Below are 20666 nucleotides of genomic sequence, written 5' to 3' on the forward strand. Positions count from 1 at the left end.
AAGTATATTGCGTTGCCAAAATGTCGGGGGACATCATGGATAAACAGGAAGAGACGCGAGTAGAGTTTGATTACACAACATTTCTTGGCGCCTCATGCAGTAAAAAATGGACTTTTTTGGAAGCTTTGACCACTATTGCGCCAATATTCAGTACTGTCTGGAGAGATAGCATTAAAGAGCTTGCCACTCCTGAAGATCGCTTATGGCAGATGGCGTTGAAATCGATGTCTACGCGTAAAAGTGATGAGTCAAATATTGTCACTTTGCTTAAACTTGCTAAGCTCGAAGGTATCAATGAACTCAAAGTGGTTATGCCATACTCTCTTGAAGAAGAGCAGATAGCGTATATCGAATCACGCAGTCATCTCGTCATTGCAGGTAATACAGGGGAAGAGTTTACTATTAAGCTGTAATCTCTCAGTATTGCTTAGCTCAAAGAAGATGAAAATGTACCTATAGAAAGGGCCTCAATATAGAGGCCCTTTTTGGTATTTAGGTGTATTTCACAGTCAGGTCGTGATTAATCGATTAGTCCGTAGTCAGAACGCAGTACATCGATGATCTCTTGCTTAGGATTCTCGCTTAGTATGATCTCTGCTCCTGTGATTTTCGCGGCAATATCAAGGTAAGTCCGCGACAGAGACATTAATGAATCCAGAGGGAGTTCATTATCTCGAGCTAATGCTTCACGCTCTGGCATACGCTCTTTGTTCAATAGAATATCAGCATCAGGGAAGTAGTTAAGCAAGAACTGACGGAAGCCTTCTTTTGAATTCTCAATGATGTTGCCGTTGTTGTATTCCTGAGTATCCCAAATGCGAGATGAATCTGGCGTACCGACTTCATCCATGTAGATAAGCTTTTCTTTGCCTTGAGCATCGTTGACGTAGCCAAACTCAAATTTGGTATCAACAAAGGTTTGGTCTACTTTTGCTAGCGCTTGGCTGATGACGTTGAAGCCTTCTTTAAGAAGTTTTTCGTAATGCGCGATGTCGCTTGCTTGAGTAAAGTTGAATGCTGCGAAGTTATCTTCGATGTTGTTACGTGTGATGTTCACATCGTCAGCTTCTGGAACGCCAGGAATACCTTTCAGAATCCCTTTTGTTGAAGGCGTGATCAGTAGCTCAGGCAACTTCTTGTCTTTCTCAAGGCCTTCAGGCATCTCGATACCACAGAATTCACGTTCGCCGTTTGCGTATGCACGCCACATTGAACCAGTGATGTATTGACGACAAATCGCTTCGATCATGACTGGGCGAGCTTTTTGTACAATCCATACGAACGGGTGAGGGATATCAAGAATATGACTGTCAGCAAGTCCGTTGTCTTTAAACAATTTGAACCAATGGTTAGAGATAGCATTCAGAGCCGCTCCCTTACCTGGAACACCTTTAAGATTTCCTTCACCACGCCAGATACAATCAAATGCAGAGATACGGTCACTGATCACCATGATTGCTAAAGGCGCATCTGGTGCTACATCGTAGCCTTTCTCTTTAATTAGTCGTTGGCTATCTTCTTCAGTTAACCAGTAGACCGAACGAACCTTGCCACTGTGGACAGGTTTATCAGTACGGATTGGTAGGTCATCATTTACGGCAAGAACTTGATCAGCAAGGCTCATTTAGACATTCCTATCTTTTATCAAACGTCATACAGAGAAGTGCGGTGTGCACATGATTAGACGGGCATTATACCCAATCTACTCTTTGCTTCCAGAGAAAAAGCAAACGATTGCTAAATCTGTTGTTTAAATAAAAACCCCCGCCTAACAATCCGCTAAAAAATTGGCGAATTGTAGGGCAGGGGAAGGCAGTATATTTGGACTGTGTTTTGGAGCTGTGTTTGTTCGCTAAATTGTTAAGCAATATGGCTTAGTGAATACGCTCTGAATTTGCATCCATAAAGAAGACTTCACATTGAAAGCGTAACCCTAATGTTCTTAGGTACTGTTGACTGAACTGATCAATCGATGCACTTGCAACAATCGCACTCGCATTCTTAGAGCGGATTGCTTTCTCGACAGTCTCTACCTCAGTCATTTGATGAGAGGCTTTCATATGAATAACGCGGTCGCAGCAAACATTATGTTGCTTAAGCTGCTTAGCCGATGGTCTTGGTGTTTGAGCCGTAAACAGTAACCATTGATGTTGATTGGACAGCAACGCCATTCTTGCAAACAACGCTTCCTCGTTTGAATTTTTGCTTTTACGAGAAACTGATGTAAATGCGCAGTGAACTAGCGGGCTAGAGTGTTGTGCTTTAACGTGTGCTTGAATCATTTTGCTGTCCTTATATACATGCTGTATGCGTATACAGTAGTTTTAGTTGCTTATAAGATCAAGCGTTTTTTGCGGGATTATTGGACGATTTCGTCTGAGATTATGGATGAAAAACAATTAAATTATTGAAATTATTAGGTAAATTAAATTTGAATGAATTTGCTGTTTTGTCTCATAAGTTGAAAAAAATGTGAGCTTTATACAGGTGTTTACAGGGTTTTTGATAGGTAAGTACTGTGTACACCTGCATAGAAGGGAGAAGCTCTAAAATCAGAGGCACAAAAAAAGCGCCTTAAGCGCTTTCTTATATTTCAACGGTATTGCCTATCTCAATGTCGCTTGGGACAGTTTTGCTCTCATTTCCATTTCACCAATGTTGAATTGGCGAACATCAATGGTTGCAATATCATTGCACTCTTTACATGCATGATGCCACTTACCATCTAAGTAATCGTGCTTTTTTACTAGGCTTGGCTTTTTGCACCAATCACAAACGCCTTCTACTGCGAACATATTTTCTCCTCACCTGTATATGTCAGGTGTATTTTCGGTGCAAATTATGACATAAGTCATCCCGATTAGTTAATAGTTTGTTACCCGTTTTTGAGAGGGGGATCGATTGCCGAAGTAATAAAATCGGTATCTTTGTGGGCTTAGAAAATGAAGTTACGTGCTTATTTACAATTGGGTAACATTTTGTAAGATGGTTTTTAGCGCATTGTTCAAACGTTTCATTTCTTCGTCACATCCGTGACCATCTGGGTGATATATTTTAGATAGCTGTTTGTATCGAAACTTGATGCTTTTTTGGTCGGGAATTGAACTGGGTGTGTACCCAAATAGCGCGCAGGCTACCTGTAAATGACTCAGACCTTGACTGTTTTTCTGCTTCTTTAATTCGTGGAACATAGTGTGCAGTTGTCGTTTTTGCTGCTTAATCGTAAGGTCCTTCGAGTTAAGTTGTGCTTTAAGCGATTGTTGTTGCTGTAGTGTATCCCTCGGCTCTAGAGCGTATCTTTTTCTCGAGACAACGAGAGTCGAAATGATACTGATAATGGCAATTAACACGGCTAATGCTGCGCTAATCAGATAATCTGAATGCGTTAGGTTAGAACGTGCTACTTGCTCTCTAGAGGATTGAATGATCGGGATGGTACTGGGTTGATTGGTGTTGGCTTCAGCATTAACGTTGTCATTGAGCTGCTCTATCGAAGAAATTTGCTTTGCCCGTTGTTGGTTGAATTGTGCTTCCAGAACACGGTTGTAACCCTCTTCGGCAGCAGGATTGTTTTTTACGGCCACTTCGTACCACAGCAGTGCTAAATCTAATGGTTGAAGTTGGGGGAAGTGTTTTTCTTTAGACAAGTCTTCGTAGATTTTAGCGACCTCTAACGGTGCTTGTTTGTTGCCTTGTAGCGCCGCTTTAATAAACCATTCCAATGCGAGTTGGTTATTTTGTTCGACCCCCGTTCCTGCAGCGTACAACTTGGCAAGTTTAAATTGCGCATCTGAATGACCACTGTCCGCTGATTGCTGATACCAATAGATGGCATCATCCATATTTTTAGGGGTACCCGTACCCAATTCATACGATTGGGCCAATTGATACTGGGCAACGGGATCTTGGTTTTGAGCACTCTGCTTCAACTCAACATCGCTGTTGGCATAAGCCATTTGTGTTATCGAGAAGATGACGATTAGAAATAGAGTTCTAATACGTACTGATTTCAGAGTGTCTAATGTAAAAAGCAAGAGATAAGCCCTGTGTCGATATTTTATTAGTCGTAAACATTGTGCTGAATGTTAAGTTGTGTCGCTTCTAATAAACATGAAACCGTCATGCACTACGATTTGGCGATTTTTTTTGCAGCTTGAGCTCCGGCTACTGGGCGATTAACCGACAACTTACGCCCTTTTTTCAAGCCAACTTCATAGTCTGCGGTGAGATTTTTCATCGCCTCTCTGAGTTGCTGTTTGAAAGTTTCACGATCGATATTTTTGAACTCTTTATCAATGTAATTATTGATCTTGTTGTTAGATTCATCGTCAGGGGTAATCGTTGGCAGTTTTTCAAGTGCCCCTTCAACCCAACCTGATACAAATGAATTTACGCGGCGAGTCACCTCTAACGATCCCGTTCCTGAACCTGCAAAACTATTCCGGAACTGACCGGTATGTTCATTCAACTCACGATAAATAATATCGAAAGCAAAGGCTGCGAAAATAGCGCGATCAGCTTCACCAATGAATTCAACACGCTTAAGGCCTTTGTGGTTCAGTAATACGGCTTCCACGCCAAACTTGGTATTGATACCGCGAATAACACGCAGCAACGTAGAACTGATATTGGCAGGTAACAGGTGGCTGGACTGAGTTTTCCCCATCTTGATAAATTCAATATCGTCTTTTTCAAGACCATATTTCAACATCAAGTTATGCGCCATTTTTATCGCATTAGCAGCTTCATTGACGTTTGCAGAGTTACCAAGTTCAAGGCATTTAGCTATTTTCTTTAGGGCTTTTTTTTTATCCATCGGCGACTTAATCATGACCACAAATTTTCAAAAGTCCGACATTTTACATGTTTCAGTAACAGAAAGCCAAAACTCTCTTGATGAAAAAAGAGAGAGGGAAAACAATAAGCAGTTTGGTGAGACAAATAAAAACGCCATCATGGGGATGATTGGCGTTTACGATACGATCTATGGGGAAACACTAGCGTTTTTGCAAACTAGATCCCAAGTTCATCGAGTAGATCGGCGGCAGAATCATTACCCGCATTATAAGTTGGTTGGTTTGCTTGCTGCATTTTTCTCTGAGTTGCTTCTAGAATGCTGTCTGGACTCTCGTCCTCAGCAATTTCAAATTCTTCTAATTGGATGAATTCTGTTTTATCCATAGCAAGTTCTAAGTAGAAAATGTGGTTATTTTGGGTAGAGAACGTGACACGACGAGCTTGTGGGCGATCTAGGTTGGTATCAACAGAAAGGTTGACTTGTTTGTTGAGTGCGAGCATTTTCGGTTGGTTCTGCGTAATATTGGTTTGCAGTTCCTTGCGAATCTTGTTTGTGAAATCACCCACCAGTTGGTTCATCAACTCACCTAGCACATCGCCAACTTCATCTGAAGTATGAAGTACCGCAAGTTCATTTTCTGGCATGCCCATATTACGCATGTAATTGGTGTAGATCTCTAGTGCAGCCTTTGACGTAAAATTGATAACGACAAGGCCTGAGAAGCCGCCGTCAAATAAGACGAAGCAACCAAAATCTGGCTTTAGACTTGTCTTGTTTATTTTTTGAACCATGGCTGAATAGGACACCTGAGAGGCCGTCGCTGAAGTGAGTACGCTTGAGACTGATTGGCATAGCTTAAGAAGAATATCTTCAGTGGTGACCGTTTTGTTCTTTTTCATTGTGATGTGCTCGTGGAGGTGTCTTAAACAAAATGTTATTCAATATATTACTATTTATTGAAGACAAAAGTGACAATTTATCCATTGTTGCACCGAGATTCTGATTTGATCACCTTTTTATATCAACTTAATAGTAGTAAAGTGACCAAATTCAAAAAAAATCATAAAAATTTTCAGATAACCCAATGCTGATTGGATCAGCGAAGTAGGGGCAGGACGCAAATGTTACCAAGACTTCAACTCAATGCTGATGTCGATCCAGTAGTTGTACGCTTTTTAGATGAACTAAAAACGGCGGGCTTTACTGGCGACATTGAATCTCAATATTCTAGCCGTTTGGCTGCTGCGACTGATAACAGTGTCTATCAGCAATTGCCGCAGGCTGTCATTCTGCCAAAAACAACTCATGATGTTGTGTTGATCGGCAAAGTGGGTGCTAAATCCGCCTACGAACGCGTGACTTTTTCCCCTCGCGGTGGTGGGACTGGAACTAATGGCCAATCCCTAACGAAAGGTATCGTGGTTGATCTATCGCGTTACATGAATCAAGTTCTTGAGATCAATGAGGTTGAGGGATGGGTAAGAGTTCAGTCGGGCATCGTTAAAGATCAATTGAACGACGCTGTGCGTCCGTACGGTTACTTTTTCTCTCCAGATCTCTCTACCAGCAACCGCGCCACTTTAGGTGGCATGATCAATACCGATGCTTCAGGGCAGGGGTCATTGAAGTACGGTAAAACCTCTGATCATGTTTTGTCGGTACAAGCGGTTTTAGTGGACGGTTCGTGCTTAGAATCTGACTTATCAAATGGCTTGCCGACCGAGGGTGAGTTTGCTCATCATGCGCTTGCGGTGACGGAAGCGGTTTGCCGAGACAAGCGCGCTCAAATCTTAGATAAATTTCCTCCGCTGAACCGCTTCCTAACAGGCTATGACCTAAAGAATGCAATCAACGAACAAGATGACAGCTTTGATCTGACTCGCGTTTTATGTGGCGCTGAAGGTTCTTTAGCATTCATCACGGAAGCAAAGCTCAACCTCACGCCGATTCCGAAAGCGCGCACACTGGTCAACGTGAAGTACAATACGTTTGACTCTGCGCTGCGTCATGCGCCATTTATGGTGGACGCCCTCGCGCTCTCTGTTGAAACGGTGGATTCAAGAGTATTGAACCTTGCTAAGCAAGACATTGTTTGGCATACCGTGAGTGACTTGCTGACGGACGTTCCTAACAAAGAGATGCTTGGCATCAATATGGTTGAGTTTGCAGGCCAAGATGAAGCGGAAGTGGAGCAACTCGTTCAAGCACTGACAGCCCAACTTGAAACCATGGTCGAGAGTGAAGAAGGCGGTGTGATTGGCTTTCAAGTGTGCAGTGATTTAGCCAGTATTGGTCGAATCTACAACATGCGTAAAAAAGCGGTGGGTCTATTAGGGGCGGCAAAAGGTCGAGCTAAGCCTGTCGCTTTTGCGGAAGATACCTGCGTACCACCGGAAAACTTGGCAGACTTTATCTCTGAATTTAGAGAATTACTCGATTCAAAAGCGTTGAATTACGGCATGTTTGGTCATGTTGATGCTGGTGTGTTACACGTTCGTCCAGCATTGGATCTGTGTGACCCGACGCAAGAAGCATTAATGCACGAAGTCTCCGATGAAGTGGTTAAGTTAGTAGCGAAATACGGTGGCTTGATGTGGGGTGAGCACGGTAAAGGTTTTCGTTCTGAATACGGGCCAGAATTTTTTGGTGAAGAACTGTATACCGAGCTAAGGCGCATCAAAGCGGCATTTGATCCACACAATAAGATGAATCCAGGCAAGATTTGTACACCATTAGAAAGTGACGCTGAATTGGTAAAAGTAACGGATACTAAGCGTGGATTCTATGATCGTCAGATCGCGGTACAAGTTCGTGATAGCTTCAAGCAGGCTATGGAATGTAATGGTAATGGCTTGTGCTTCAACTACGATACCAGTTCGCCAATGTGCCCGTCGATGAAAGTCACGGCAGATCGTCGTCATTCACCTAAAGGCCGTGCGGGCTTGGTAAGGGAATGGTTACGTCAACTGACTGAGCAAGGTGTGGATATTCTCGATCTTGAGCAAGAAGTGCTCAAGGACAACACCCCAGTTAAAACGATGGTTGATCGTGTTCGTAACACAATGAATAAGCGCAATGAATACGATTTTTCTCATGAAGTTTATGAAGCGATGAATGGTTGTCTTGCGTGTAAAGCGTGCGCGAGCCAATGTCCAATCAAAGTGGATGTTCCAAGCTTCCGTTCTCGGTTCTTAAACATCTATTACTCACGTTATCAACGCCCAGTAAAGGATTATTTGGTCGCAAATATTGAAATGATGCTGCCTTTGATGGCCAAGGCGCCCAAAGTTGTGAATGCTGTTTTAGGTCAAAAGTGGATTCAGACGACTACGGCCAAAACGGTGGGTTATATCGATGCACCGCTGATGTCAGTGCCGACACTAACAAATCGTCTGGCGAGTAAAGAACGACAACTTTTTGATCGACAATATCTAGAAGGGCTCTCTTCTGAACAGAAGAAACAGCATGTGTTGATCGTTCAAGATCCGTTTACAAGCTTCTATGATGCCGATGTGGTTGAAGACTTTGTGACCTTGGCTGAGAAACTTGGCAAAACACCAGTGTTGCTGCCGTTTAAACCCAATGGCAAAGCACTGCACATTAAAGGCTTCTTAAGTCGTTTTGCGCGAGAGGCAAAATCAACGTCTGATTTCTTGTCGATGGTGGCTGATATTGGTATTCCTTTAGTTGGTGTTGATCCTGCACTTGTACTTTGTTATCGCGATGAATATGTCGAGATTTTAGAGAAAAAACGGGGCGACTTTGATGTGCTTACCGTTCATGAGTGGTTACTGCCACTGTTAGGTGAGTTCGAAGCGCGCTCTTCAAGTAACGAAATGTGGTACTTGTTCGCGCACTGCACTGAAAAGACGAAAATGCCAAATGCTGAAAAAGAGTGGGGGGCTATTTTTAAACACTTTGGTGCGGCGTTAACCAGCGTTCCTGTCGGGTGTTGTGGTATGGCTGGCACATTTGGTCACGAAGTTGATAAGTTGCAAATGTCAAAAGACATATACGGCTTAAGTTGGAAGCCTCAAATGCAAGACTTACCGAAAGAACGTTGCTTAGTCACAGGTTACTCTTGTCGTAGCCAAGTGAAACGCCTCGAAGGCGAAAAGCTTGCACACCCTTTACAGGCGTTAGCCGCTATTCTTTAATGTATTTAGCCCAGCCATTGCTGGGCTTTTTTCTAAGCTAACAAAGGAATGTTAATAAGGGAAAATATGAAGTTTCTAGAGTTAAAAGCCCCACCCGTTGCTCTGTTTATACTGGTATTAGTCGCTTCTTACTTCAGTGCTCATTACCTGACTATAGGGGTAATATTGTGGCCCTATAAGATCATCGTTCTGGGGGCCGGAATCGTATTGAGTGGTGTGATCGGGTTATCAGGCATATGGGAGTTTCGAAAGCAGAAAACCACCGTTAATCCGATCAAAGTTGACACCGCTTCTTCAGTGGTGGACAGTGGAATCTTTGGCTACACGCGAAATCCAATGTATCTAGGGCTATTCATTTTACTGTTTTGCTTTGGCTACTTCTTCCAAAACCTATTCAGTGTTTTGCTCAGTTTTGTATTCGTAATATACATGAATCAGTTCCAAATTAAGCCAGAAGAGCGTGCTCTAGAGCAATTATTTGGTGCAGAATATGTTGATTATAAACAAAAGGTTAGACGCTGGATTTAGTGCAGGCTTGAGTGGCTTAATAACCGAAATAAAAAAGCCCAGCTTGAGATTATCAAGCTGGGCTTTATTGATCTTGTTCTAGACTTATTTACATCGAGATGTGTAAATAAGGATGCTGATTAAGCGGCGGCTGCGAATTGAGCTAGAAACATCTCTTTACGCTCGTTGAAGCGGTTTACTAAATCGTCGACAGAAGCTTGGTCGTATGGCTTAAGGCCACTTGCGACCATGCGCTTTACGCCCTTACCGACGATTTCTCCGTTTTCTTTAAACTCAAAGTTTAAGGTAACGAGGCCACGCTTGCCTTCAACATCAAAAGTCGCACCAGAGAATTCAACTTCTGGATGAGACAGGTCTAGGCGAGTAAATTCAACTTCCATGCTCTCGTAAATCACAAGAGGACGCTGGCAGTTGATCATCATCTGTTGTTCTTCCATCAGAGGAACCATGATGTGTGGGAAGTTCATGCCAGAGAACTTAACGTAGTTGGTTACTACGTGCTCGATGAACGCTTGGTCGTGGCTCTTCTCACCTTCACAAGACATGTGCAGGTACTCTTTGCCTTTCTCGTCAACCAGTGAGCTTTCTTTTTCACATTTGTTGTCAACACTTAGCGCAATACCATTACCCACCATACCAGAAAAATTAAAACGCATTTTTTGGCTGATGCCTTCTTTTTGTAAAAGCACTGCAAACAAAAGATCGCCAGGCACGCAGAAGCGCTTATTGTCTTCATCGTGAATTGGATTGAAGTCAGCGGCTACTTTTTTAGCAAAGTGGCTAGCTTGTTCACGAGTGAATTGAAATTGATTGTCTTCAGTAGAAAAGTAAGGTGTCAGAAACATAGTATCGCTATAGGTGATCAAATCTGCTGAGGATTATAGCTAACTAACTTCGTTCTAATGGTCTATCCAGTTAACTTTGCTTTTATATCAGTCAATTAGATAAATACGTTGGATGGTATGTGACGATTTTAAGGGAGATATGGCCTTTGGCTCAATGCAACAAGGGCTAATCGATAGCCCTTGTTTATATACCCCTTTAATGGTGTTGTTTACAATGTTTTTGCTTTAAAAGCTACACAAAGTGCCTTCTGGCATTAGGTGATTATGAACGGATAATTTGAGCAATAAATTTGCTTGTTCAATATCCGGTGCAAAATATCTGTCTTTGTCGTAGAAGCTGACTTTTTCACGCAAAATCTGTTTCGCTTCTTCCACGCGAGGAGAAGATAGATGCGGAGCGCGGAAGTCTAACCCTTGTGCCGCGGCCAAATATTCTACTGCCAATATCCCACGGGTATTTTCAGCCATGTATCTCAGCCTACGTGCCGCAAAGGTGGCCATTGAGACATGGTCTTCTTGGTTAGCCGAGGTTGGAAGGCTGTCGATTGATGCGGGGTGAGCTAAGGTTTTGTTCTCACTCGCCAGTGCCGCCGAGGTGACTTGAGCAATCATGAAACCGGAGTTCACGCCGCCGTTATCGACCAAGAAAGGTGGAAGTTTGCTTAGCGCGCTATCAATCAGCAGCGCCATTCTTCGTTCAGACAGGCTGCCGATCTCAGCAATCGCCAATGCAAGGTTATCGGCGGCCATCGCGACGGGTTCTGCGTGAAAGTTACCGCCTGAAATGATGTCGCCATCGTCAGCGAAAACTAACGGGTTGTCGGATACAGCATTCGCTTCAATCGTTAAAGTCTCTGCTGAGTTACGAATCTGCTGTAAACAAGCCCCCATCACTTGAGGTTGGCAACGTAGCGAGTAAGGGTCTTGAACCTTTTCACAGCCAGTGTGTGATTCACCAATTTCACTTTTTTGATCAAGCATATGACGGTAAGCCAGCGCAGCATCCATTTGACCACGATGACCACGAACGCGATGAATTCGAGGGTCAAACGGGCGACGACTACCGAGTGCAGCTTCAACAGACATTGCACCACACACAGTCGCAGACGCAAACAAGTCTTCTGCTGCGAATAGACCTTCTAATGCAAAGGCAGTCGATGCTTGTGTGCCGTTTAACAGCGCCAAACCTTCTTTAGGTGCGAGCGTAATAGGCTCCAACCCTGCGATCTGCATCGCTTCTAACCCCGTGATGATCTTGCCGTTATGGCGAGCTTGGCCTTCACCGAGCAGAACAGTACTCATGTGGGCGAGGGGAGCAAGGTCTCCAGAGGCACCAACGGATCCTTTTTGTGGAACACATGGGTAAACCTGTGCATTCACCAGATCGATAAGAGCATTAATCACCTTGAGGCGAATCCCTGAGTAACCGCGAGACAAGCTGTTAATCTTCAATACCATCATCAAACGCACGGTTTCATCAGACATAAATTTTCCAATGCCCGCTGCGTGAGAAAGTACGATACTTTTTTGTAGAACTTCAAGATCTTCCGGCGCAATTTTGGTGTTTGCTAGTAAGCCAAAACCCGTGTTGATGCCATACACAGTGCGATCTTCAGCAATCACTTGCTCGACAACGTGCATGCTCGCTTCAATATCAGGGATTGCAGCAGGATCCAGCGATAGGTTCACAGGGCTACGGCTGATTTTACGAAGTTCAGATAGGCCAAGAAGTCCTGGTTTAAGTAATAAGTTCAACATGTTCTCTCCAGACATTAAAGGCGACGAAGTTCTTCGTTTAGCATAGGTAAATCAAGTTTCTGCTCTTTAGCACACTGCTTGGCAATATCGTAACCCGCATCTGCATGACGCATTACGCCGGTTGCTGGGTCATTGTGAAGAACGCGAGCAATACGTTGCGAAGCGTCTTCACTACCGTCACAACAAATCACCATGCCCGAGTGTTGTGAGAAGCCCATGCCAACGCCGCCACCGTGGTGCAGAGAAACCCAAGTTGCGCCGCCAGCTGTGTTCAGAAGGGCGTTCAATAGAGGCCAATCTGAAACTGCATCAGAGCCATCCATCATGCCTTCTGTTTCACGGTTCGGGCTCGCAACTGAACCTGAATCTAGGTGGTCACGACCGATAACAACGGGTGCTTTGAGTTCGCCATTTTTGACCATTTCATTGAATGCTTGGCCTAAGCGTTCACGGTCTTTCAAACCCACCCAACAGATACGAGCGGGTAGGCCTTGGAACTGGATGCGTTCACGCGCCATATCTAGCCAGTTATGTAGATGTGGGTTGTCTGGAATCAGTTCTTTTACTTTTTGGTCTGTTTTGTAGATATCTTCTGGATCACCCGACAGGGCTGCCCAACGGAACGGCCCGATGCCTTCACAGAATAAAGGACGAATATAGGCAGGTACGAAACCTGGGAAATCAAATGCGTTTTCCACACCTTCTTCCAGTGCCATTTGGCGAATGTTATTACCGTAATCCACCGTTGCTGCGCCGCGATATTGTAGGTCTAGCATGGCTTGAACTTGAATCGCCATCGATTGTTTCGCGGTTTTCACGACTTTTGCTTCATCAATGGTGCGTTCTTGTGCGGCTTTCTCCATCGTCCAGCCTTGCGGCAAGTAGCCGTTCAAAGGATCGTGAGCAGAGGTCTGGTCAGTCACCACATCCGGTGTGATATTTCGTTCCACTAACTCAGGGAATACGTCTGCCGCGTTACCTAATAAGCCAACAGAGATAGGTGTTGCTGACTCTTTAATCATAGCCATTGCTTCATCTAAGCTGGTGGCTTTTTGGTCTACATAGCCGGTACGCAAGCGATAGTCGATTCTTGATTCATCACATTCCACGGCGATCATTGAGAAGCCAGCCATGGTCGCCGCGAGAGGTTGAGCACCACCCATGCCACCAAGACCGCCCGTTAGAACCCACTTACCGTTCGCTTCACCTTGGAAGTGCTTCTTGGCAATCGCAACAAATGTCTCATAAGTACCTTGGACGATACCTTGTGAGCCAATATAGATCCAGCTACCTGCGGTCATTTGGCCGTACATCATCAAGCCCTCTTTATCGAGCTCATTGAAGTGTTCCCAGTTGGCCCAATGTGGGACAAGGTTCGAGTTGGCGATCAGTACGCGAGGCGCGTTTTTATGAGTTGGGAATACGCCTACCGGTTTACCTGATTGAACAAGCAGCGTTTGGTCGTCTTCTAAGCGCTCTAATACTTCAACAATCTTGTCATAACATTTCCAGTCACGTGCTGCACGACCAATACCGCCATACACAACCAGTGCATGTGGGTGTTCAGCCACATCAGGGTCTAGGTTGTTCATTAACATACGCAGTGGTGCTTCGGTTAACCAAGATTTTGCGCGCAAAGTGGTACCATGAGGTGCGCGAATTTCACGAGTCGTGTCGAGACGAGGGTCACTGTTGTGCTGTTCCGCCATTTTAGATTTCCTTCTGTTTCACGTTATATCGTTGTAGTTTTAGTTTTAGTTTTAGTTATCGGTATAGCTGGGTGAGTCGCCTGCCATTGCACTGGCAATATCCCAACATAAACGCGCCGCTAATCGAGCCGTTTGGCCATCGACGTCGTAGTTTGGGTTATATTCCGCAATGTCCGCGATAATCAGTTTTTCGCTGTGTTGGTATATCTGTTCTAGAAAAGGAGCGAGTGCTTCATAACTCACGCCTCGTGCCGCTGGAGCGCTCACGCCCGGCGCTGTCGCAGCTGGGAATACGTCGAGGTCGATAGTGAGGTAGAGGTAATCACAGTCAGTGATGAATTTTTGCAACTTGACCAGTTGAGTGACTTGATTCACTAGGGTCATATTGCGGTCGAGCTCATACCAAACACTGAGTTGGTCGGCTTTGTTAAATAGCGCTTGGGTATTACTGGCCGCGCTAACGCCAAGACAAGCGTAATGAAACGGCCATTGATGTCTGTGGCAGTAGTCACTTATCTGGTTAAAAGGCGTGCCAGAGCTTGGTTTAACGTCGGCGATGTCGCTTTCAAATTCACGAAGATCAAAGTGAGCATCAAAGTTAACGATGCCTATTTTAGGTTTGTGTTCAGGTTGATCTTGGTGAAGGCGTTCAGCGAGGCCTTGGAACGACGCCCAAGCCACTTCGTGACCACCGCCAAGGGTAATCACTTTGTTAGTTGATAGAGCATTGGCAATCACAGAAGCACACTGTGTTTGGCTGACTTCTAACTGACCATCATTGCACTCAATATCACCGAGATCGGCAATGTGTGCATCACTGTGCCAAGCCATATTCGCCAGAGCTTGGCGGATCAAGTTAGGTGCTTGTTTCGCGCCCCCGCGTCCTTTATTTCTTGCAACACCGGCATCGCTGGCAAAGCCAACCAAGGCGATAGCACCGTCAGTCAGTGCGTCACTTAAATCACTACTTTGTACTTGCTTGGTAATGTGATGAACGCGAGTACCGAGTGCGCCATCTTCAAGATCATTACGTCCGGTCCACACAAAGTTATGTACGGTTTCTGCGTTTTTTTGAATGCCGTTGGATTTAGATTGAGTCATGACACACCTCGCCATTAACGATGCGTCTATGCAGATGAGCAATACCGATTTGATAGCTTAGATCGGCAGGGTGATCGATATTCCAGATAGCTAAATCAGCGGCATAACCGATGTCGACTTTGCCTTTAGTTTGGGAGTCACCAATGGCAGCGGCAGCGTTACAAGTGACACCACGCAATGCTTCTTCAGGTGTCGTACCAAACAGGGTGCAGCTCATGTTCATCATCAGTGTTAAATCAGCAAAGGGTGAAGTGCCGGGGTTTAAGTCGGTCGCGATCGCCATTGGAACGTTGTGTTCACGAAGTCGGGCAACGGGTGGCTGTTGGGTTTCTTTCAAGAAGTAGAAAGCACCGGGTAATAACGTGGCTACTGTGCCGGATTTTGCCAGTGCTTTTACCCCGGTTTCATCAAGGTATTCAACATGGTCGACAGAGAGTGCACCGTATTTTGCTGCAAGTGCGCTGCCGCCCAAATTCGAAAGCTGCTCAGTGTGGCCTTTTATCGCGAGTCCATGAGCTTTGGCTGCTGCAAAGATTCGTTCGGTTTGCTCTAGGTTGAAGCCGATAGATTCGCAGAATACGTCAACCGCATCGGCTAGGCCTTGCTCTGCGACTTTAGGAATGATCTCTTGGCAAACCAAATCAACGTAGCGATCTGGCTGTTCTTTATATTCGGGCGGCACAGCATGGGCGGCAAGGAGAGTGGTGGTGATCTTAATTCGGCGATGATTCTCTAACGCTTTAGCTGCACGTAACATCTTAAGTTCATCATTAAGTGTTAAACCATAGCCGGATTTTACTTCAATACTGGTTACGCCACTTCTTAATAAGCCATCAAGCCTTGGCAACGCCATTTCAACCAGTTCGGACTCCAGTGCTGCGCGTGTTGCAGTGACTGTCGCTAGAATACCGCCGCCTTGTTTAGCGATGTCGGTGTAACAGACACCATTCAAACGTTGCTCAAACTCATTAGCACGATTACCCGCAAATATGAGATGAGTGTGGCAATCAATCAATCCAGGGGTGACAAGTTTGTTTTTGCAGTCGTAGGTATCGTAATCCAAAGAACCATCAATGCTTATTTGCTCTAACTCAGTCGTAAGTACGCCTTGGTTTGAACAAGAGATAGACACGATCTTACCGTCTTCGATCACGATATCTTGAGGGGAAGAGGGCTGATAACCATCGGCTCCCGGGCTCATTGAGACCACTCGTGCATTTTTAAGGATTAAATTCATAATCGCCTAGTTCTTTGCTAATCATAAAATGTATATACAAATAAATAAGCTAAACGCTGACCTTAATCAAGTTGATGTTGCGAAAATGTGACCGGCGATCGGGATGATGTTCTTAATCTAGAAGTATCTTGGAGCTTAATTTGTACTTGGATCCCGGATGGTAGAGTAATGCAAAGCTGATTAAACGATCTTTACTCCATGTTCTTCTATTCAAAAGTAGGCAAGGCTCTGATTCAGATAGCTTTAATGACGTTCTAATTTGAGAGTCTGGAATAATGGCTTCAACCGTGTGTTCAATGGCACTCAATGGGCAACTTTTTGAAAGGTATTGATTGGGAGTTGAGGTTGAAAAATCTTGCTCTAGGTAGCTAGGGGCTGCTTGAGAGCTCACCCAGCGCACTTCCAGTTGTATCGGCGTGTTGTCGGCAAAGTGGATGATTTCACTATAGAACACTTCTGCATTGATCATCACACCTAACCGTGTAGCCGTGCTTTCATCAGCCTTGATGCTCTCGTGTTTGATAACTTGGCTTGTATACGTTTGACCTCGGTCTGTGATCTCTTGCGCGATGTTGTTGATATCAAGCAGCGGAGATTGTGCTTTTTCGTTTGGTTCACAGACAAAAGTCCCCAGCCTTGGTTTCCGGATCAGCTTGCCTTCAGATACCAGATCTCGAATGGCTTTATTAACCGTCATTCGACTCACATTGAACTGCTCGGTGAGTTCGAGTTCGGTGGTTATCTGGTCACCCACTGGCCAGTGACCACTGGTGATTTTGTCATCAATGAACTGTTTTATCTGTAGGTAGAGTGGCGCTTTCGACATAATGAAACCTTATTTGACTATACAAATAGAGTAGCGGAATTTTTCATGATTTCAATACTTTCTCTGGTAATGTGCGGTCGTTCTATAAGGATGGGGTAAATATCGAGGACACTTAACCGTATAGTTTGATAGCGCGGTGGGACGAACATTGTTATTTCATATAATTTCGTTACAATGTTCGGCTACTCACAAAGGGGGGCATCTGTATTTGCTTCTATGTGGGTATCTTTATTATGCATATATCTCCGATCAACATACTGGTTGATTGAAAAACATATATTAAACATTTTCATGTGTTGCTTGGTGTGCAACACCACTGTAAAGGACAAATAATGCCAATTATTACTCTTCCTGACGGCAGTCAGCGTCAATTTGACAACCCTGTATCAACGCTAGATGTTGCCCTATCAATCGGTCCTGGCCTTGCGAAAGCAACCATTGCTGGTCGTGTAGACGGCGAGCGTGTTGATGCTTGTGATCTTATCGAAAACGATGCAAGCCTTGAAATCATCACAGCTAAAGATGAAGTTGATGGCCTTGAGATCGTGCGTCACTCTTGTGCTCACCTTTTAGGCCACGCGGTTAAGCAGCTTTTTCCAGAAGCGAAAATGGCGATCGGTCCTACTATCGATAACGGTTTCTACTACGATATCGATCTTGAGCACTCTCTAACGCAAGAAGATCTAGAAAAGATCGAAAAGCGCATGAAAGAGCTAGCGAAGACCAAGTACCAGGTTGTTAAGAAGAAAGTTAGCTGGCAGGAAGCGCGCGACGCATTCGAAGCTCGCGGCGAGACTTACAAGATTGAAATCTTGGACGAGAACGTTTCTAAAGACGATCGTCCAGGCCTGTACCATCACGAAGAATACATCGATATGTGTCGTGGTCCACACGTGCCTAACATGAGCTTCTGTCAGCACTTCACTCTACTTAACGTAGCGGGTGCATACTGGCGTGGTAACAGTGACAACAAGATGCTTCAACGTATCTACGGCACTGCATTCCACGACAAGAAGGCGCTTAAAGCTCACCTTGTGCGTCTAGAAGAAGCGGCTAAACGTGACCACCGTAAAATCGGTAAAGCGCTTGACCTATTCCACATGCAGCAAGAAGCACCAGGCATGGTGTTCTGGCACCACAACGGTTGGACTATCTTCCGTGAGCTAGAAGTCTTTATTCGTCAAAAACTGACTGAGTACGATTACCAAGAAGTTAAAGGCCCATTAATGATGGACCGTGTTCTTTGGGAACGCTCTGGTCACTGGGATAAGTACGCTGAAGCGATGTTCACTACTTCTTCAGAGAACCGTGAATACGCTATCAAGCCAATGAACTGTCCTGGTCACGTTCAAATCTTCAACCAAGGTTTGAAGTCTTACCGTGATCTACCGTTACGTATGGCTGAGTTTGGCTCATGTCACCGTAACGAGCCGTCTGGCGCACTTCACGGCATTATGCGTGTTCGTGGCTTCACTCAAGATGATGCTCACGTATTCTGTACAGAAGACCAAGTTCAACAAGAAGTAAAAGCTTGTATTGAAATGGTTTACGATACTTACAAAACTTTCGGCTTCGATAGCATTGTTGTGAAGCTGTCTACTCGTCCAGAACAGCGTGTGGGTTCAGACGAAATGTGGGACCGTGCAGAGGCTGATCTTAAGCAAGCGCTAGAGGCAATGGACATTGCATATGAGATTCAAGAAGGCGAGGGTGCGTTCTACGGACCTAAGATTGAATTTACTTTGCATGATTGTTTGGACCGCGCTTGGCAATGTGGTACAGTGCAGCTCGATTTTGCATTACCAGAACGTTTAGGTGCGACTTACGTAGGTGAAGATAACGAGCGTCACACGCCAGTTATGATCCACCGCGCGATTTTAGGTTCACTGGAGCGCTTCATTGGTATTCTTATTGAAGAATATGCTGGCTTCTTCCCAACGTGGTTGGCGCCAGAACAAGCAGTTGTAATGGGTATTACAGACAAACAGTCTGAATATGTACAAGAAATTACGAAAAAACTGCAAAAAAGTGGATTTAGAGTCAAAGCAGACTTGAGAAATGAGAAGATTGGCTTTAAAATCCGCGAACATACTTTGAAACGTGTACCGTTCATGCTTGTGTGTGGTGACCAAGAAATGGAAGCCGGCGAAATTGCAGTACGGACTCGTAAAGGTAAAGACCTTGGCAAATTTAAAGTGGATGACTTTATTTCATACATCCAAGCCGAGGTTTCAAGCCGTAAGCTCAATCTGGAGGAATAGCTATTAAAGGCGGAAGACGTGGCCAACAACCGGCCAAACAAAACCAGCACCGTTTAAACGGTGACATTCGTGGCGTTCGTGAAGTGCGTCTAACTGGCGCTGACGGCGAAGCTGTTGGTGTGGTTTCAATCGCTGAAGCGATGGAAGCAGCAAATGAAGCTGGTATGGATCTTGTAGAGATCAGCCCTAACGCCGAGCCGCCAGTTTGTCGTGTGATGGACTACGGTAAGTTCCTCTTCGAGAAGAGCAAAGCTGCGAAAGAGCAGAAGAAGAAGCAAAAGCAGGTTCAGATCAAGGAAATTAAATTCCGACCTGGAACTGATATTGGAGACTATCAGGTAAAACTACGCAACCTGACTGGTTTCCTAGAAGACGGCAACAAAGTGAAGGTAACAATTCGCTTCCGTGGCCGCGAAATGGCTCACCAAGAAATCGGTGTTGACGTTCTTAATCGTTTGAAAGCGGATACTGAAGAATTTGCAGTAGTCGAATCTTTCCCAACGAGAATTGAAGGTCGCCAGATGATCATGGTGTTGGCCCCTAAAAAGAAGTAATTAACGGCTTTACAAGTAATTAAACCCTGCAGCCTCAGGTTGCGGGGTTTTATTCGCCCTAATTACTATGTTATTAACAACTCAACAATGCGGAGTTATTCATCATGCCTAAGATGAAAACCAACAAAGGTGCTGCTAAGCGTTTCCAGAAAACTGCTGGTGGTATTAAGTTTAAGCACGCTGGTAAACGTCACATCCTGACTAAGCGTACTACTAAGAACAAGCGTCAGCTTCGTCCGAACTCGATCCTTCCTAAATGTGAAGTTGCTCAAGTTCTACGTATGATGCCATACGCTTAATTCTTTTTAGTTTATAAATTCGTTTAGTTTAGGAGAAGCATAATGCCTCGCGTAAAACGTGGTGTACAAGCTCGTGCACGTCATAAGAAAGTTCTAAAACAAGCTAAAGGTTACTACGGAGCACGTTCACGTGTTTACCGCGTAGCTTTCCAAGCAGTTACCAAAGCTGGTCAATACGCTTACCGTGACCGTCGCAACAAGAAACGTCAATTCCGTCAACTTTGGATTGCACGTATCAACGCGGCATCTCGTCAAAATGGTCTATCTTACAGCCGTTTCATCAATGGCCTTAAGAAAGCATCTATCGAGATCGACCGTAAGATTCTTGCTGACATCGCAGTATTCGACAAAGCAGCATTTGCTGTTCTAGTTGAAAAAGCGAAAGCATCTCTATAATTTAGAGTTAGCTTAAAGGTTTAAGAAAAGGAGAACTTCGGTTCTCCTTTTTTATTGCCTGCAGTTTGGCTTTTAAAGATTCCCAACTCCTTCCTTCGTCAGTCTTGGGTATGACGTTATCAATTTCCGTATCTAATTTTTATTCGCTTGAACAAGCATTCTGGTATATAAACATCTACCTAACCTTTTAATGTTAA

19 protein-coding genes are annotated in these 20666 nt (G+C 44.6%); 7 read left to right on the forward strand and 12 right to left on the reverse strand.

Translation table 11 applies throughout. The annotated features are described in order from the left end of the window. Positions 1–35: 35 nt before the first annotated feature. A complete protein-coding gene (locus OCU36_RS05820) occupies positions 36–413 on the forward strand; it encodes a transporter (protein ID WP_261839454.1) in 378 nt (125 codons plus the stop codon). A 107-nt stretch (positions 414–520) separates the two neighbouring features. Here OCU36_RS05820 and OCU36_RS05825 read toward each other — a convergent pair whose 3' ends face one another. The 6 genes from OCU36_RS05825 to OCU36_RS05850 all read right to left on the reverse strand — a co-directional run bounded on the left by OCU36_RS05825 (position 521) and on the right by OCU36_RS05850 (position 5697). Continuing rightward, positions 521–1624 carry a phosphoribosylaminoimidazolesuccinocarboxamide synthase gene (locus OCU36_RS05825; RefSeq protein WP_261839455.1) on the reverse strand — a complete coding sequence of 368 codons (1104 nt, stop codon included), beginning with the start codon at positions 1622–1624 and terminating at the stop codon, positions 521–523. 250 nt (positions 1625–1874) lie between these two features. Then, positions 1875–2282, reverse strand: coding sequence for a SulA-like leucine-rich domain-containing protein (locus tag OCU36_RS05830; protein WP_017055178.1), 408 nt, complete (start codon positions 2280–2282; stop codon positions 1875–1877). Between the two features lie 324 nt (positions 2283–2606). Further along, complete coding sequence (locus OCU36_RS05835) at positions 2607–2795, reverse strand: hypothetical protein (protein ID WP_261839456.1); 189 nt, start codon at positions 2793–2795, stop codon at positions 2607–2609. 165 nt (positions 2796–2960) lie between these two features. Continuing rightward, positions 2961–3956: a J domain-containing protein gene (locus OCU36_RS05840; RefSeq protein WP_261839692.1), complete on the reverse strand. Its 996-nt coding sequence runs from the start codon at positions 3954–3956 to the stop codon at positions 2961–2963. A gap of 170 nt (positions 3957–4126) precedes the next feature. Beyond that, positions 4127–4816: a DUF2786 domain-containing protein gene (locus tag OCU36_RS05845; RefSeq protein WP_261839457.1), complete on the reverse strand. Its 690-nt coding sequence runs from the start codon at positions 4814–4816 to the stop codon at positions 4127–4129. Positions 4817–5013: 197 nt separating this feature from the next. After that, the gene (locus tag OCU36_RS05850; RefSeq protein WP_261839458.1) at positions 5014–5697 is read right to left on the reverse strand and encodes a DUF3334 family protein; all 684 of its coding nucleotides are present in this window, start codon (positions 5695–5697) and stop codon (positions 5014–5016) included. 222 nt (positions 5698–5919) lie between these two features. Here OCU36_RS05850 and ydiJ point away from each other — a divergent pair, with 222 nt between their 5' ends. Beyond that, entirely contained in the window at positions 5920–8955 is a 3036-nt protein-coding gene (ydiJ, locus tag OCU36_RS05855; RefSeq protein ID WP_261839459.1) for a D-2-hydroxyglutarate dehydrogenase YdiJ, read from the forward strand. Positions 8956–9021: 66 nt separating this feature from the next. Beyond that, complete coding sequence (locus OCU36_RS05860) at positions 9022–9483, forward strand: methyltransferase family protein (protein WP_261839460.1); 462 nt, start codon at positions 9022–9024, stop codon at positions 9481–9483. A gap of 119 nt (positions 9484–9602) precedes the next feature. Here OCU36_RS05860 and OCU36_RS05865 read toward each other — a convergent pair whose 3' ends face one another. From OCU36_RS05865 to hutC, 6 genes are all read right to left on the reverse strand, one after another. Continuing rightward, the gene (locus OCU36_RS05865) at positions 9603–10328 is read right to left on the reverse strand and encodes a DUF3581 domain-containing protein (RefSeq protein WP_261839461.1); all 726 of its coding nucleotides are present in this window, start codon (positions 10326–10328) and stop codon (positions 9603–9605) included. A gap of 225 nt (positions 10329–10553) precedes the next feature. Beyond that, complete coding sequence (hutH, locus tag OCU36_RS05870; RefSeq protein WP_261839462.1) at positions 10554–12086, reverse strand: histidine ammonia-lyase; 1533 nt, start codon at positions 12084–12086, stop codon at positions 10554–10556. A gap of 14 nt (positions 12087–12100) precedes the next feature. After that, positions 12101–13795, reverse strand: a complete 1695-nt coding sequence (gene hutU, locus OCU36_RS05875) for a urocanate hydratase (RefSeq protein WP_261839463.1) — start codon at positions 13793–13795, stop codon at positions 12101–12103. Positions 13796–13846: 51 nt separating this feature from the next. Beyond that, complete coding sequence (gene hutG, locus OCU36_RS05880; protein ID WP_261839464.1) at positions 13847–14896, reverse strand: formimidoylglutamase; 1050 nt, start codon at positions 14894–14896, stop codon at positions 13847–13849. After that, on the reverse strand, positions 14883–16133 hold the full coding sequence (gene hutI / locus OCU36_RS05885) for an imidazolonepropionase (RefSeq protein ID WP_261839465.1): 1251 nt from the start codon (positions 16131–16133) through the stop codon (positions 14883–14885). Before hutI ends, hutG begins: the two co-directional genes overlap by 14 nt. Positions 16134–16245: 112 nt before the next feature. Continuing rightward, the gene (gene hutC / locus OCU36_RS05890) at positions 16246–16959 is read right to left on the reverse strand and encodes a histidine utilization repressor (protein WP_261839466.1); all 714 of its coding nucleotides are present in this window, start codon (positions 16957–16959) and stop codon (positions 16246–16248) included. A 332-nt stretch (positions 16960–17291) separates the two neighbouring features. Between hutC and thrS the strand changes: the two genes are divergently transcribed. The 4 genes from thrS to rplT all read left to right on the forward strand — a co-directional run bounded on the left by thrS (position 17292) and on the right by rplT (position 20469). Beyond that, the gene (thrS, locus tag OCU36_RS05895; RefSeq protein WP_261839467.1) at positions 17292–19220 is read left to right on the forward strand and encodes a threonine--tRNA ligase; all 1929 of its coding nucleotides are present in this window, start codon (positions 17292–17294) and stop codon (positions 19218–19220) included. 2 nt (positions 19221–19222) lie between these two features. Beyond that, positions 19223–19774: a translation initiation factor IF-3 gene (gene infC, locus OCU36_RS05900; protein WP_076654893.1), complete on the forward strand. Its 552-nt coding sequence runs from the start codon at positions 19223–19225 to the stop codon at positions 19772–19774. Positions 19775–19878: 104 nt separating this feature from the next. Next, positions 19879–20073, forward strand: a complete 195-nt coding sequence (gene rpmI / locus OCU36_RS05905; RefSeq protein WP_004738430.1) for a 50S ribosomal protein L35 — start codon at positions 19879–19881, stop codon at positions 20071–20073. A 42-nt stretch (positions 20074–20115) separates the two neighbouring features. Beyond that, positions 20116–20469 carry a 50S ribosomal protein L20 gene (rplT, locus tag OCU36_RS05910; RefSeq protein WP_004733517.1) on the forward strand — a complete coding sequence of 118 codons (354 nt, stop codon included), beginning with the start codon at positions 20116–20118 and terminating at the stop codon, positions 20467–20469. Positions 20470–20666: the final 197 nt, after the last annotated feature.

Source organism: Vibrio artabrorum (genome assembly GCF_024347295.1).
Taxonomy (GTDB): Bacteria; Pseudomonadota; Gammaproteobacteria; order Enterobacterales; family Vibrionaceae; genus Vibrio; species Vibrio artabrorum.